The organism is Bradyrhizobium sp. BRP19 (genome assembly GCF_020194195.1).
Taxonomy (GTDB): domain Bacteria; phylum Pseudomonadota; class Alphaproteobacteria; order Rhizobiales; family Xanthobacteraceae; genus Bradyrhizobium; species Bradyrhizobium yuanmingense.
In genome coordinates, this window is the sequence record NZ_JADYVZ010000001.1 from 1,089,539 (window position 1) to 1,103,654 (window position 14,116).

Genomic DNA, 14,116 nt, shown 5'->3' on the forward strand with positions numbered 1-14,116 from the left:
CCGAACCGGGGGCGGCGCAAGGCACCCGTCCTGCATGGCTCACGACTTCACCTCTGCGGTTATTGTGACCGGTTCTCCCCGCCCCGATACTTACGGCCACGATACTTACGGCCACAATCAAGCCCAAAGGGGAGACCGCGATGAGCGCCATTTTCAAGCCGGACGGCGAACTGTTCCGGGCCACCGAGCATGCCGGCGGGCCGTGGTCGCCGGACATGCTGCAGGGAAGCGCCACCACCGCGCTGATGACCCGTGAGGTCGAGCGCCTCGCCGCCAGATCCGGCTTTGCTGTGCGGCGCCTGACCTTCGATCTGTGGCGGCCGGCGGGCCTGCGCCTGTTCAGGGCGGTCAGCGAGCTGCTGCGCGACGGTCGCAAGGCCAAGACCCTGCAGGTGCGGCTGATGGACGGCGAGACCGAGATCGGCCGCTGCACGGCGCTGCTGACGGCGCCGAGCGGCGAGTCGCCCATCGATCCGTTCGCGAGGCCCACGCCCGTCGACAAGGGCCCCGAGGCCGGCAGCCCGCCGCCCGCCTTCGCGCAGAAATGGAGCCGTTATTTCCAGAACGTGTCGGTGCGGCTCATTGAGGGCGCGCTGGAGAAGCCGGGCCCGGCCGCGGCCTGGATGCGGCTCGATGCGCCGCTGGTCGAGGGCGAGCCGAACACGCCGCTGCTCCAGGCGGTGCAGGCGGCGGACTTCTCCAGCGGCGTCGCGCAGATCGTCGACATGCGCCAATGGACCTTCATCAACCCGGAGATCAGCCTCTATTTCTTCCGTCCGCCCGAGGGCGAATGGATCCTGATCCGCGCCGCGACGCGCGTCGGCGCCCATGGCGCGGGCCTCACCACGGCGACACTGAGTGACTGTAACGGGCCGTTCGCGGAGGTGATGCAGGCCATGAGCTTCGAGCGGCGCGAAGCCGTGCAGGCTCAAGCGTCCTGATCTGCAAGCGCGAGCAAGGCGGCCTCGGAGGCGGCATCAACAGGCATGAACATCTCGACGCGAAGCTCCTGCAGCGTCACGTCCTGCGGGGTGCCGAGCGTCAGCACCGCTCCAATCAAACCAATGCCAATATCGCCCTTGCGCAGGCGCACCTCGCAGAGCGGCCCCGGGGCGGCGTTGTCCTCGGTCGCCGGCGCAGGCAGCTGCGGCAGCCGCATCAATTCGCGCCAGGTCGATTGCAGGGCCTCGTCGAGCGGCGCGGCCATTGCCTCATGCCGCGCCCGTGCCAGCAGCGCGGCCGCAACAATCGGCCAGTTCTCGACGAACGGCTTGAGCTCGTCGGGAGCGAGGAACATGCGCATGTGGTTGAGCGGCCGCTGCATGCGTAGAGGGCCAAGCAGCATGGTCATCAGGCGCGAGGCGGCGCGATTGGCCTGCATCACGTTCCAGCGCCGGTCGGTGACGATTGCCGGGAACGGCTCGTGACGGAGAAGCAGAAGATCGATGGCACGCCGCGCCTCGGCAAGCTCCGGCGCCGACAGCTCGCGCTCGCCATATTGCCGCGCGAAGCCGCCGGCCTCGAGCAGCGCATTGCGATCACGCAACGACAGATCGAGCGCCGACGCGAGCTGCAGCAGGATGTCCCGGCTTGCCGCCGCCTTCCCGGTCTCGACATAGCTCAGATGCTTGATCGAAATGCCGGCCTCGAACGCCAGCTCCGCCTGGCTCAATGCACGACGGGTGCGCCAGCCGCGCAGGAGATCACCGACGGGATTGGCCGGCCGCAATCGCCGGAACGCGCGTGTGTCCATCCGCCGATTATGCGAGCGCTGCTCCGTCCTGTAAACGGCGCTAGCGCAGCCCGGCCGCCATCTGCTTCAGCCGTTCGGCGGTGCGCTCGTCCGCCGGAAAGAACGTCTCCAGCGCCAACTCCGACAGGGTGATGTCGACCGGCGTGCCGAACACCATGGTGGTGGAGAAGAAGCTGAGGATCTCCCCGCCATGCCGCAGCTTGAACGGGATCGCGACGTTGTCGGCTGGCAGCGGGGCCGAGCGCGCTGGAATCGGATAGCTCTTCAGATCATTGTAAAGCTTGATCAGCTCCGGATCGGCCGTCGCCTCGCACTGCCGGTGCAGCCGCTCCAGGAGATGCCCGCACCATTCGGCGAGATTGACCGTGCGCGGCGCCAGCGCCTCGGGATGGAAGGCGAGCCTGAGCACGTTGACGGGCTGGCCGAGCAGATGATGCGGGATGCCATCGAGCAGCGGCGCCACCATGCGGTTGGCGGAGACCAGGTTCCAGTGCCGATCCACCGCGAGCGCCGGATTGGGCTCATGCGCTTTCAGGACGAGGTCGATCGCCTGGCGGGCTGATTTCAAGGCGGGATCCTCCAGCGGGCGCTGCGGAAAGGCCGGTGCAAAACCGGCCGCGACCAGCAGCACGTTGCGTTCGCGCAACGGCACGTCGAGCCGCTCGGCGAGCCTGAGCACCATGTCGCGCGAGGGCGCGGCGCGGCCGGTCTCGACGAAGCTCAAATGCCGCGCCGAGATTTCGGCCTCGCCGGCGAGATCGAGCTGGCTCATGCGGCGGCGCTGCCGCCATTCGCGCAAATGGTCGCCGATATGGACCGGCTGGCTGCGTTCGGTGCGTGCGGTGGAAGCATGTGCGTTCATGGTCAAAAGCTAGCACGCGGATTTAGGCGCATCCATTACCACCGAGGTAATCGAATTGGGGGACGAGCACGGGCATCTTTGGTCGCAACAGGAGATGACCATGATCGCGTTGCTGCTCTACCGGACCGTCGCAGACCACGTCTTGCCCTGGGCCATGGCATTCGCAACGCGGATGCTGGCGCGGAGCCTCAACATGCCGGAGCCGCTGGTGCACTCGGCCGGCGGCTATGTCGTCGCACAGGTCATCGCCTTCGAGCACAGCGTCGGCAGGAGCCTCTGCCCGTTCCGGCTCGCCCGTCTGCTCCGCGCCTGGTGGCGCGGTCGGCGCTAAAGTTCCACCCCAGCCCAACCAAGGAGACCCTGAGATGATCGATGCATCCACCTTCCTGCGCCGCGCCCTGTTCGCCGACGCCGTCTTCAGCGGCGTCGCCGCACTCGGCTTCACCTTCGGCGCGACCGCATTCGCAGCGCTGTTCAACCTGCCCGAAGCGCTGCTGCGCGAGACCGGTCTGTTCCTGATCGCCTACACCGCCTTGGTCGGCTGGCTCGCCTCGCGGGCCACGGTCGCGAAATCGCTGGTGCTACTGGTCGTGATCGGCAATGCCGCCTGGACCGTCGGCAGCATCGCGCTGCTGCTTTCGGGCGCGGTGTCGCCGAACCTCGCCGGTCAGCTCATGGTCGTCGCGCAAGCCATAGCCACCGGCGTGTTCGCCGAGCTGCAATATGTGGGCTTGAAGAAGAGCGGGCGCGCCGTGGCGGCGTGATCCTTGCGTGCCAGCTCCGCGGCGCAAACCGGGGAACGCGAAGGCTTCGTCATATGGGATCGTACCCGGATGCATGCATGACCTCGCGTTCTCGCGGCGGATTTCGCCCGAGCTTTGCTTCGTTGCTTGCGCCCTTCGGTTGCCGGAGGGCGCAGGGAAGGCCGGGCGCCGGCGGCACCCGAGTCCGTGTACAAGGACATGCACACGGGGTGGACCACAGGTGTTGCCGGTCGCCCGGCCTTCCCTGCGCGGATGGTTTTAACGGTGTCCTTCGTGCTCTCCTCGGGGAGCGTTGCACTATTGCCCCCGTCGCCTTGCGGCTTCTCTGATGCGCGCACCCGGTCGGGCCGCCGCATCACCGCAAGCCTTGACGCACAGACCCCGGGCGTCAGGACCACACGACTTCTCCGTCCGCGGACGATTTGGCCTCAGCGCCCGGGGCTTGGTGTGCGCACCCCAGACCATCGACCAAACCGCTGTGACCGCGCCGTGTCGTATGCGCATCGCCTGAGACTCACGGTTGCCCGCCCTGTCCTCAAGCCAATCGCGCCGGCGCTACCGCGTCCACCGCACCCCGGCCCGCATCTCGTGACGATCGCGAAGCGCCCCTCTGGCAGGGCCGGATAGGCAACACATGCCACAAATCCGAAATTCGGAAAAGCGATATATTTTCGCCGGACGAGATTGACAGACTTTGGGTATTTTGCCCGACGCCTCGCCGGTAGGCAGCGAGAACGGCGAGCTGCGCGGAAAAGCGATGGGTTCGCAAGACTCAACCCATCCAAAGGGCTAAATTCATTACCTAGTGGGGCTCAACTGGATCGTCAGAAAGACTAGAGGCATTCTCCCGCCGTTGGATCCACCGATCGTTCAAGCCGTTCGCGGAACGTTGCTTCTCGCTGCAAGAGTTCCTGCAACATCACCTTCAAAGCCAGGTACTCTGGCAGCTCACAAAAGCCCTTCGCGACTTCCTCTCGTGCCCACAGGCTCCGCACTCGATCATAGTCGGCGGCGATTTTGTCATTATCCAATTTTGCGTTTTCGTTGATGAACCTTTTCAAGGTCGCGCGGAATTCCTGATAAGTATGCTCACTCTTGCGATCGAGCGTGCCTTCACAAAGAACCATGGCCTCTCGGGCGGACGTCATAATCTCATAAACACACGTCAAACTCATTTCGCCGCCAATTGCCCCGGACGGCCATAGCGTGGTCATCGACAGGAACAAACATCCAACTCCTGCGCAGACATCTCGATATAGGATGCCAAAGCTTCGCATCGTCGTCTCACGGTTACGGTCGGGTACGGCAATAAATAAATCCCCGGTGCTCCAAATTCCAATCCAAAGTGGGTGGGATTATTCCGGTTGTTTCGCTTAATTGTGCCCGAAATGGTTGGTCATGCAGAGCAACGAGATGGAGGCCAGCAACGCCTGCGGTGAGCAGCGAAGAATCTTTCCGCGGCAGGATTCTGGATTGCTTCCGCCTTCGCCAGGCTTCGGCGGACAAGTCGCTTTCGCTCGCAATGACGGAGAGGAGACGAGAACGTCGTTCTCGGGCTGAGGGCGAGCCGAGAGCTTTGGCCTTGCGCGAAGCCTGTCAGCTCGCGCGGCAGAAGGCGCGCGACGACCAATCCGAGGCTACGCCTTGGCGCGGCCGACCTTGCCGGGGAAGTGCTTGCCGTTCAGCTTCTTCTTTTTCGTAGCGGTGGTTTTCGCCCCCGCCTTCTGCGCCTTGCGCTCGGCCCGCGCCTTCACCTTGGCGGATTCCGCCCGCGCCTCAGCGCGCAGCTTCTTGCGCTTCTTCTCGCATGAATCGCATTTGCAGCCGATCGGCTTCAGATAGGCTTTGAAATAGTCGGTGCCGTAATCGTAGTTGATCTCGTCGCCCGGCTCGATGTTCCTGATGGCGCGGATGAACACCTTGCGCTCGCGCGGGCGGACGTCGGACTCGGCGTTGGGCCGGCAGGAATGGTTGATGTAGCGGGCGAGGTTCTTGCGCACCGAGCCGTCGATGGTCCAGCGCCCGTTGAGCTCGAACAGATATTTGTTCTCGATCTCGTCGTGCTCGGGAATCCGCGAGTCCAGAATCGGTCCGAAATAGCGGATGATCCGGGTCCCCTTCTTGATCGGCTTGGTGGCGAAGAGGCCGAGCCCGGTCTTGGAGCGGCCGACGCGATAAGGTTTGTTCGAGGTGGCTGGCATGATCGAGAAAATGAGAACGCGAACGAGGCAGGAGGAGCCCAAGCGAAGCCGCTCTTGTAGAACGATTCCGCGCTTCTGTCAGGTATATCCCAACCCTGTTTGAACCTTGCCCACAATCAAGACGTCTGATGGAACGAAGTTCCCAGTCCATCAAAGCCTCACATGAACCGTATCACTACTATTGGCTTGGCCGTCCTGATGGCTTGCATCGGCCTGAACAGCGCCGACGCCCAATCCCTGGGCAGCAGCTACACCTCGACGGCACCAAAAGATTGCCGGCAGATCGGCAAGCCCGGCGCGCTCGACGGCAGCAGCACGCGGGTTTGTCCGGGCAAGGACGGCCTGATCGTGCTGATCGCCGAGGACGACCTTCGCGAGATCGTCGCGGTCGGACGCAACCGCAAGGCAGCAGCTGAGGAACCGGCGGCAAAAGTCTGGTTCGCGCCGTTCAATTCATCCGAGACGACCATCGAATGGCGCGCGGCCGGCGCAAAGCCGTTTGCGATCATCCAGCGCTGGCACATCGCCGACAATTCCGATCCCGACAAGCAGGGGCGGCCGAACACCAAGGCCATGCTGGTCGTGACCCGGCTGCCGCCGGGCCCGGTCTGCCACGTCGCCTATGTCGATGGGATCGCCAACCCGAACGCCAACGAGCTCGCGCGCAAGGCCGCCGACGATCTCGCCCGCGGCTTCGCTTGCGGCAAGGACGCGGTCAAGATCATCGGCACGCGCGGCCGCGCCGTCGAGCTCGCCACGATGCGATAATCAGCTAGATGGGAAGCCTCGGCGTCACTGGCACCGTCAGCATCGTCTCGAGCAGCCGCTCCGCCGTCGTCCCCTCCGGCAGCCGCGCGAGAATGTCCTTCAGCCGTCCGTCGAGCAGCAGCATGGTGAAGCCGTGCACCAGCGACCAGGCCCGCGCGATTGCCGCGCCCTGGTTCAGCGTCAGCGCATCGCCGCTGATCTGCTCCTGCCGCATCATGCCGACCGCATTGGCAAGTCCGGCGAAAGAGGCCTCGGCCGCCTCGTGCAGCGACGGCCTCGAATAATCCAGCCGCTCGGTGCGGAACATGATGCCGTACATGCCAGGATGGGCCTGCGCATAGGCGATGTAGGCTTTCGGCCGCGCCAGCGCGGCTTCGAGCGGCGTGGTGGCGGCATCGCACGAAGCGGCCATGACCACGTTGAACTGGCGGAAGCCGACGGCCGCGAGCTCGCTGAGCAGGCCCGTCAGGTCGCCGAAATGATGGGTTGGGGCGGCATGCGAGACGCCGGCCTCGCGCGCCACCGCACGCAATGTCAGGCCGGCAAGCCCGTCGCGCTCCAGCACCCGTTCGGCGGCCTGGAGCAGCGCTTCGCGGAGCGCGCCGTGATGATACGGCGTCTCGGTCTTGGCGCTTCTCGCGCGCCGCGAGGTGCGCGATGCCGCGGTCGGGGTGGTTTTTCTTAGGGCACGCGGGCTGCGCGCCGCGTCGCCCTTGGTGTCTGTCTTGGCCATTTGCAAGCTATATGACGCAATATTGACAGTGTAAAGATTTCGCTTGACGAAAGCTGCGATCGGGTCTACTCAATCTTTACGATGTAAAGATAAGGGAGGATTCGCCGTGCAGCACGACGCCATGGCCGAGCGCAGCAACAATATCGCGCCGATCCCATTCGAGGCCGACGCGCCCTTCCTGAAGATCGTCGGCGAATTGCCGCGCGAGCTGAACGGCACGCTCTATCGCAACGGCCCCAATCCGCAGTTCGATTCGCCCGGCGCGCACTGGTTCGTCGGCGATGGGATGCTGCACGCCTTCCATCTCGAGAACGGGCGCGCCAGCTACCGCAACCGCTGGGTCCGCACGCCGAAATGGCTCGCCGAGCACGACGCCGGCCGCGCGCTGTTCGGCGGCTTCGGCCGCAAGCTGCCGGATGCGCCGGCAAACCTGACCGATGGCGGCGTCGCCAACACCAACATCATCTTCCACGCCGGCAAGCTGCTGGCGCTGGAAGAAGCGCACCTGCCGACGGAGATCGAGCCGGGCACGCTGGCGACGCGCGGCTATCACAACTACCAGGGCCTCGTCGCCGGCAGTTTCACCGCGCATCCCAAGATCGATCCCGTCACCGGCGAGCTGGTGTTCTTCGGCTACAACGCTGCGGGCCCGCTGACGCCTGCCCTCTCCTACGGATCGATCGACGCAACAGGCAAGGCGACGCGGTTCGAGCGGTTTGAGGCGCCCTATGCCAGCATGGTGCACGACTTCATCGTCACCGCGAACCATGTGCTGTTTCCGATCCTGCCGATCACGGGCAGCATGGAGCGCGCGATGAGCGGAAAGCCGCCCTATGCCTGGGAGCCGGACAAGGGCGCCTATGTCGGCGTGATGAAGCGCAGCGGCACGGCGAAGGACATCGTCTGGTTTCGTGCCGAAGCCTGCTACGTCTTCCATATCATGAATGCCTGGGAGGACGAGGGCCGTATCGTCGCCGACATCATGCAGTTCGAGGAAGCGCCGCTGTTTCCGCATCCGGACGGCCGGCCCACCGATCCCGAGAAATCGCGCGCCCGCCATTGCCGATGGACTTTCGATCTCGCAGGCAATACCGACCGCTTCCAGCAAACGTATCTCGACGATCTCACTGGGGAATTCCCGCGCATCGACGATCGCCGCGCCGGCCTGAAGAGCCGTCACGGCTGGTACGCCTGCGCCAATCCGAAGCTGCCGATGTTCGGCGCGCTCGCAGGCATCGTCCATGTCGACGGCAACGGCAGGCGGCTCGGCCAATACCTGCTGCCGGCCGGCGACACCATCTCCGAGCCTGTTTTCGTCGAGCGATCCAAGGATGCCGCCGAAGGCGACGGCTGGCTGCTCGCGGTGGTCTGGCGCGCGCGTGAAAATCGCAGCGACCTCGCCGTATTCAATGCCACCGATATCGAGGCCGGCCCCGCTGCGTTGGTGCAGCTCGGCCACCGCGTCCCCGACGGCTTCCACGGCAATTGGGTCGGCGCGGCGTAGCCCTCGCCAATGGGACGCGAGGAGATCGCGACCCCGGAATCCACGTGGATATTGCGTGGTCAAAGAAAGCCCGATGCACATGCTCTCGATCACCGCGTATTCCACCGCTGTCATCGCCCCGGCCGGCGCCGTACTTGCATGCTTGGCGATACGGCTGCGCCGGCGAAGCCTCACGTTCTTCGAAGGCGGCGTCCTGCTCGCTGCCGGCCTTCCACTCGCGGCCGCACTCCCGATGGTGTCGCGCCTGCCCTGGACGGGGTTGGTCGACGAGATGACCAGCCAGCTCGTTGCAGCATTTCATTTTCTGGAGGTCGTTTACGTCGTCTTGACGTTGTGATGTGGTTGAGCCGGCGCGGCTCCCTGTCTCGACCATCGCGGTCTGCCTATTGCGGTTCCGAATCCTGCGCTGCTGGCCCTAGCCTGGCATTCTGGTCGGTTTGAGGGGTGCCATGCGTCATGTCGCAGCGGCGCGGTTGTCTTCACAAAGTGATATGCCGGGCATCGCCGGATCAAGTAGGGTGCGGCAGTCTGCGCCCTGCCCACGACCGCTAAACAGGAATGACGATGAAGGACGTATTCGCCCGCCTCGCCTCCGACCTCCTCTCCGTTATCATCTTCCTGGCCGTCTATCTCCTCACAGACAACGTGATCCTCGCAACGGCGGTGGCGATTGCTGGCGCGATCGTGCAAGTGGTCTATGCGCGCCTCAAGGGACAGCCGCTCCACTACATGACCTATGCGAGCCTCGCTCTGGTCATCGTGCTCGGCGGTATCACGCTGCTGACCAATGATCCGCGCTTCATGCTGGCAAAACCCTCGATCGCACATTTCGCGATCGGCGCGATCATGCTCAAGCGCGGCTGGATGCTGCGCTACATGCCGCCCGTCATCGTCGAGACCGTTCCGGAATATGTCACCGTTGCGGGCTATGCCTGGGCGGTGCTGATGTTCGTGATCGGCGCCGGCATGATGGCGGTCGCCGCCACCGGCGATCTGAAGCTGTGGGCGTTCTATCTTATGGTGGTCGCAGGCGGCGCCAAGATCCTGGCTTTTGCCGTGCAGTACTTCGTTCTGCGGCTGATCGTGACCAACCGCCGACGTGCCGCTGCCCGCGCCTAAATGCCCTACCGGAGCGTTAGGCAGGAGCTGCGAGTTGGGCTATAGGCTCGGCCAGGGACGGCCGCGGATCGTCGCGGACCGCCGCAATCTGTTCGGGAGACGGGAATGGCCGTAGACGGCAACTGGAATCTGACCATGACGACGCCGATGGGCGAGCGCCAGGCGACGCTGAGCCTGAAGGCTGCTGGCGGCACGCTCACGGGCACGCAGGGCGCGGAAGGCAATACCACCGAGATCTTCGACGGCACCGTCTCCGGCGACAACGTCTCCTGGAAGGTCTCGATCGACAAGCCGATGCCGCTCACGCTCGAATTCACCGGCACGGTCTCCGGCGACAGCATCAGTGGCGAGATGGGCATCGGCCCGATGGGCAGCTTCCCGTTCACGGGCGCGCGGGCGTAAACCGCGCGCTGCACCGATGCGTGCGCTCCTCCTCATCGCGGCGGCAGTCCTGTCTGCCGTAGCACAGGCCGCGCGCGCAGGTGACAGCGAACCGGCGTGGCGCGCGAGCGCGCTCGCCTTGGTGCCGGCAGGCTATGTTGCCGGCACCGCTTACCGAACCGAGGGGTCGACCGGTTATCTCGCGGTCTATCCCGCGACATCGAACGATCCGAAGACACCGGGGAGCGTCTTTGCGGCGCGCCAGGTTCTGGTCGTCACGCTGACTGCGGACGCGACGCGGGCGACGTCAGCCGAGCTGAAGCCGCGCACCGGCTGGCCCCTGATAACGACGACAATGATTTCGCCGGGATGCACGCCGAGCTCGCCGCCAAGCGCGCAAAGCTGCCTGCTGGCACCGAGCCCTGCGATCTCGGCGCCTGGTCCATCGACAAGGATTCCAGCGGCCTCAACGTGCGCGCCGAGCCGTCGATCAAGGCGCGCGTGCTTGGCACATTGCCGCCGCCCTACCGGCTGAGGCTCGGCGGCGCCGAGAACACGCCCGAGGGCGGCTGGCTGACCGAATTCCGCATCATCGGCTTCAGGGACGGCTGGTTCCTGATCGAAGACGCGAGGCCGCCGGGCAAGGACTATGAGGACGAGACGCGATATCCGCGCAGCGCGCCGAGGCCCTATGCCGGGCGCGGCTGGGTCGCCTCGAACAAGGTCGGCGCGAACTATGCCAATGGCGCCACGCGCATGGGCGGGCTGTTTCAGGCGCCCTTCATCGATGCCAAATGGATGCCGGCCCAGCGCGAGCTCGGCGGGCCGCTCGACACCGACGGTGGCCCGAAGCGCATCTTCGCCTGCAGTCGGCTCTGGGGTCTGGTCGAGAGCCACGATGGCGTCCGCGGCTGGTGGCGCGCGCTGTGCTCCAACCAGGTCACGAATTGCAGTTGAGGCGCTGAAGCATTGGCTTCGTCATGGCCGGGCTTGTTGTTCAGCCATCCACGGCTTCTTTGCGGCACTAAGAACGTGGATGCCCGGGCCTTCGCCTCGCCGAAGCGGCTTCGGCCGCGCAGGCGGGACAAGCCCGGGCATGACGATCATTGTTACGGCACGAGCATCTTCCCCCGCGCGCGTGCGGGTGAAGCAACTAGCCCAAATTCAACTCCTTGAAGAAGTCGTTGCCCTTGTCGTCGATGATGATGAACGCCGGAAAATCGACGACCTCGATGCGCCAGATCGCTTCCATGCCGAGCTCGGGATATTCGAGCACCTCGACCTTCTTGATGCAGTGCTCGGCGAGGTTCGCCGCGGCGCCGCCGATCGAGCCGAGATAGAAGCCGCCGTATTTCTTGCAGGCCTCCCGCACGCTAGGGGCGCGGTTGCCCTTGGCGACCATCACCATCGAGCCGCCGGCAGCCTGGAACTGGTCGACGAAGGAATCCATGCGGCCCGCGGTGGTCGGACCGAACGCGCCGGAGGCGTAGCCCTCGGGCGTCTTGGCGGGACCGGCATAATAGACCGGATGGTTCTTGAAATAGTCCGGCAGCGGCTCGCCCTTCTCCAGCCGTTCGCGCAGCTTGGCGTGGGCGCTATCGCGCGCGACGATCATGGTGCCCGTCATCGAGACCCGCGTCTTGATCGGATATTTCGAGAAGGTCGCCAGGATGTCCTTCATCGGCTGGTTGAGGTCGATCTTGACGACCTCACCGCCGAGCGACTCTTCGACCTGCGGCAGGTATTGCGCGGGATTGTGCTCGAGCTCCTCGAGATAGACGCCGTCCCTGGTGATCTTGCCGAGCACCTGGCGGTCAGCCGAGCAGGACACGCCAAGCCCGATCGGCAGCGATGCGCCGTGGCGCGGCATGCGGATCACCCGCACGTCGTGGCAGAAATACTTGCCGCCGAACTGCGCCCCGACGCCGAGTGACTGCGTCATCTTGTGGATTTCCTTCTCCATCTCGACATCGCGGAAGGCGTTGCCGTCGGGTGAGCCGTGCGTCGGCAACGCATCGAGATAGCGGGCGGAGGCAAGCTTCACCGTCTTCATGCACAGCTCGGCCGAGGTGCCGCCGATCACGATGGCGAGGTGATAAGGCGGGCACGCGGCGGTGCCGAGGGTGAGGATTTTTTCCTTCAGGAACGCCAGCAGCCGGTCCTTGGTCAGCACCGAGGGCGTGGCCTGGAACAGGAAGCTCTTGTTGGCGGAGCCGCCGCCCTTGGCCATGAACATGAACTTGTAGGCGTCGTCACCCTCGGCGTAGATCTCGCACTGCGCCGGCATGTTGTTGGCGGTGTTCTTCTCCTCGTACATCGAGAGCGGCGCGACCTGCGAGTAGCGCAAATTGCGGCGCAGGTAGGCGTCACGCGCGCCTTCGGACAGCGCCGCCTCGTCGTCACCGTCGGTGATGACGTTGCAACCCTTCTTGCCCATGATGATCGCGGTGCCGGTGTCCTGGCACATCGGCAGCACGCCGCCGGCCGCGATATTGGCGTTCTTGAGGAAGTCCAGCGCGACGAACTTGTCGTTCGGGCTGGCCTCGCCGTCCTCCAGGATCGCGCGGAGCTGCTTCAGATGGCCGGGGCGCAGATAGTGGTTGATGTCGCCAAAGGCCGCCTCCGACAGCGCCCGCAGCGCCTCGCGCGACACCACCAGCATGTCCTTGCCGAGCACCTTCTCGACCCTGACGCCCTCGGACGAAATCTTCTTGTAGGGCGTCTCGTCCTTGCCCAGCGGGAACAGCGGGGTGTGCTTGTAGGGCGGAACGGGCTTGGACTGGTCGGGGAAGGCGGTGGGAGCGTTCATGGGGCAAATCTCGGGGTTTTGCGGCCCTGGCGGGCCTCTCAGCATAGAAGCGTTCTAAGCGCATTCTAGCCAGAAAAGAAAGGGAGCGGTGCGCATGGGAGGGGTAGGTTCGGCACGGAAGGCATTGGCACAGCTCGTGGAAATGCCTCTGCCCACCCTTGCGATTCGCGTCCGCCGACGCTTGAATGCGTGCCCTAAGGGGCTTTTCATCATGACATTGAAACTGAACGTCCGCGGCGCGATCCTGGTCGCCGCCGCCCTCACCGGCCTTGTGGCTCTCGCTTCGCCTGCCCGCGCCGATCGCTGCGACGACAGCGCCAAGGAGCTGGCGAGCCAGGTCGATCGCCTCAAGGTGAATTTCCGCGCCGCCAACGTCGTCTATCTCACGCACCCGGCGGCCAAGGAGCTGTCCGTGGGTTGCCGCGGCGACAAATATTCCATCGAGCTCTACGCCAAGGGTGATCGCAAGCCGAAGCCGGAATTCTACGCGCTGGTCGGCTCGATGGCGGCGATCGTCTTCACCGTGACCAAGGACGACACCACGACGGGCGCGACGCGCTGCCTGAAGCGGATGGGTCTATTGCGCGGCGACAAGGTCACCATGCGCTACCGCCGGCTCAACATGGAATGCACCCGCACCAAGACAGAGGCGTCCATCGCCATCACGCGCGGCAAGGACGAATAGGGCACGCGCCAGCTCTTTCCGCACCCTTGCGGGGTGCGTATCGCGCGATGGCGTCCGCCGCATACTCCGTCATTGCGAGCGCAGCGAAGCAATCCAGTCTGTATCCGCGGAAGCAGTCTGGATTGCTTCGTCGCAAGGGCTCCTCGCATTGACGGGGAGAGGCCTCGTCGTCTCGGTTTGCGGATGCCACGCGTGCACAGCCTTCACCGCGCCAATTCCCTCACATTTTAACGATTGGCTTGAAGGAAATTTCGCTCCTCGCAGGGCAGGCTTGATTGTTTCCATGTGTGAGGATTTGCGGATGAAGGTTTCTACCGTTGCGCCCCCGCCGATCGCGATCGTGGTTCCGAACTACGACACGACCAAGCCGCAGGACGATCAGACAAAGGTCAAGGACGAGAATCCGACCTTCAAGCCGCAGCCGCCGGCGCCGCTGCCGCCGGGTCAGGGCACGCGGATCGATCAGCTCGCCTGATCAGGCGTCCCGAGACCGAAGCGCCCGATCCGGTCGATCGGGCTTTTGGCGTTTCCGGCCGC

16 protein-coding genes and 1 pseudogene are annotated in these 14,116 nt (G+C 64.8%); 11 read left to right on the forward strand and 6 right to left on the reverse strand.

The annotated features are described in order from the left end of the window. The first annotated feature begins 140 nt into the window (after positions 1 to 140). Positions 141 to 941, forward strand: a complete 801-nt coding sequence (locus I6F36_RS05395) for a thioesterase family protein (RefSeq protein ID WP_225132755.1) — start codon at positions 141 to 143, stop codon at positions 939 to 941. On the opposite strand, the gene I6F36_RS05400 is transcribed toward I6F36_RS05395, so the two are convergent. Together I6F36_RS05400 and I6F36_RS05405 are read right to left on the reverse strand one after the other, a co-directional pair. Beyond that, entirely contained in the window at positions 929 to 1,753 is an 825-nt protein-coding gene (locus I6F36_RS05400) for a helix-turn-helix domain-containing protein (protein ID WP_225132756.1), read from the reverse strand. The genes I6F36_RS05395 and I6F36_RS05400 overlap by 13 nt on opposite strands. 40 nt (positions 1,754 to 1,793) lie before the next feature. After that, positions 1,794 to 2,615, reverse strand: a complete 822-nt coding sequence (locus I6F36_RS05405; protein ID WP_225132757.1) for a helix-turn-helix domain-containing protein — start codon at positions 2,613 to 2,615, stop codon at positions 1,794 to 1,796. A gap of 100 nt (positions 2,616 to 2,715) precedes the next feature. On the opposite strand from I6F36_RS05405, the gene I6F36_RS05410 reads away from it, so the two are divergent. Both I6F36_RS05410 and I6F36_RS05415 read left to right on the forward strand, forming a co-directional pair. Then, complete coding sequence (locus tag I6F36_RS05410) at positions 2,716 to 2,946, forward strand: hypothetical protein (RefSeq protein ID WP_225132758.1); 231 nt, start codon at positions 2,716 to 2,718, stop codon at positions 2,944 to 2,946. A gap of 34 nt (positions 2,947 to 2,980) precedes the next feature. Next, positions 2,981 to 3,379 (forward strand): hypothetical protein, encoded by a 399-nt coding sequence (locus tag I6F36_RS05415; RefSeq protein WP_036013040.1) that lies wholly within the window; start codon positions 2,981 to 2,983, stop codon positions 3,377 to 3,379. Between the two features lie 833 nt (positions 3,380 to 4,212). Here the strand turns inward: I6F36_RS05415 and I6F36_RS05420 are convergent. After that, on the reverse strand, positions 4,213 to 4,605 hold the full coding sequence (locus tag I6F36_RS05420; protein WP_157784088.1) for a hypothetical protein: 393 nt from the start codon (positions 4,603 to 4,605) through the stop codon (positions 4,213 to 4,215). Positions 4,606 to 5,016: 411 nt separating this feature from the next. Further along, positions 5,017 to 5,580, reverse strand: a complete 564-nt coding sequence (locus tag I6F36_RS05425) for an SET domain-containing protein (protein ID WP_036013055.1) — start codon at positions 5,578 to 5,580, stop codon at positions 5,017 to 5,019. 162 nt (positions 5,581 to 5,742) lie between these two features. Between I6F36_RS05425 and I6F36_RS05430 the strand changes: the two genes are divergently transcribed. Beyond that, a complete protein-coding gene (locus I6F36_RS05430) occupies positions 5,743 to 6,348 on the forward strand; it encodes a hypothetical protein (protein WP_225132760.1) in 606 nt (201 codons plus the stop codon). Positions 6,349 to 6,352: 4 nt separating this feature from the next. Here the strand turns inward: I6F36_RS05430 and I6F36_RS05435 are convergent, their stop codons facing one another. Continuing rightward, complete coding sequence (locus tag I6F36_RS05435; RefSeq protein WP_225132761.1) at positions 6,353 to 7,081, reverse strand: TetR/AcrR family transcriptional regulator; 729 nt, start codon at positions 7,079 to 7,081, stop codon at positions 6,353 to 6,355. A gap of 106 nt (positions 7,082 to 7,187) precedes the next feature. Between I6F36_RS05435 and I6F36_RS05440 the strand changes: the two genes are divergently transcribed. The 5 genes and pseudogenes from I6F36_RS05440 to I6F36_RS39840 all read left to right on the forward strand — a co-directional run bounded on the left by I6F36_RS05440 (position 7,188) and on the right by I6F36_RS39840 (position 11,042). Continuing rightward, positions 7,188 to 8,585 (forward strand): carotenoid oxygenase family protein, encoded by a 1,398-nt coding sequence (locus I6F36_RS05440; RefSeq protein ID WP_225132762.1) that lies wholly within the window; start codon positions 7,188 to 7,190, stop codon positions 8,583 to 8,585. Between the two features lie 79 nt (positions 8,586 to 8,664). Beyond that, on the forward strand, positions 8,665 to 8,922 hold the full coding sequence (locus tag I6F36_RS05445; RefSeq protein WP_338129061.1) for a hypothetical protein: 258 nt from the start codon (positions 8,665 to 8,667) through the stop codon (positions 8,920 to 8,922). Positions 8,923 to 9,149: 227 nt separating this feature from the next. Then, entirely contained in the window at positions 9,150 to 9,704 is a 555-nt protein-coding gene (locus I6F36_RS05450) for an inner membrane-spanning protein YciB (RefSeq protein ID WP_225171067.1), read from the forward strand. A gap of 105 nt (positions 9,705 to 9,809) precedes the next feature. Beyond that, positions 9,810 to 10,106 (forward strand): hypothetical protein, encoded by a 297-nt coding sequence (locus I6F36_RS05455; RefSeq protein ID WP_036013050.1) that lies wholly within the window; start codon positions 9,810 to 9,812, stop codon positions 10,104 to 10,106. 16 nt (positions 10,107 to 10,122) lie between these two features. Beyond that, positions 10,123 to 11,042 (forward strand): annotated as a pseudogene (locus I6F36_RS39840) (SH3 domain-containing protein). Positions 11,043 to 11,238: 196 nt separating this feature from the next. Here the strand turns inward: I6F36_RS39840 and I6F36_RS05465 are convergent. Beyond that, positions 11,239 to 12,894 carry a fumarate hydratase gene (locus I6F36_RS05465; RefSeq protein ID WP_036027899.1) on the reverse strand — a complete coding sequence of 552 codons (1,656 nt, stop codon included), beginning with the start codon at positions 12,892 to 12,894 and terminating at the stop codon, positions 11,239 to 11,241. A 211-nt stretch (positions 12,895 to 13,105) separates the two neighbouring features. Here I6F36_RS05465 and I6F36_RS05470 point away from each other — a divergent pair, with 211 nt between their 5' ends. Next, positions 13,106 to 13,579 carry a hypothetical protein gene (locus I6F36_RS05470; RefSeq protein ID WP_225171068.1) on the forward strand — a complete coding sequence of 158 codons (474 nt, stop codon included), beginning with the start codon at positions 13,106 to 13,108 and terminating at the stop codon, positions 13,577 to 13,579. Between the two features lie 301 nt (positions 13,580 to 13,880). Then, positions 13,881 to 14,054 (forward strand): hypothetical protein, encoded by a 174-nt coding sequence (locus I6F36_RS05475; protein ID WP_167361693.1) that lies wholly within the window; start codon positions 13,881 to 13,883, stop codon positions 14,052 to 14,054. Positions 14,055 to 14,116: the final 62 nt, after the last annotated feature.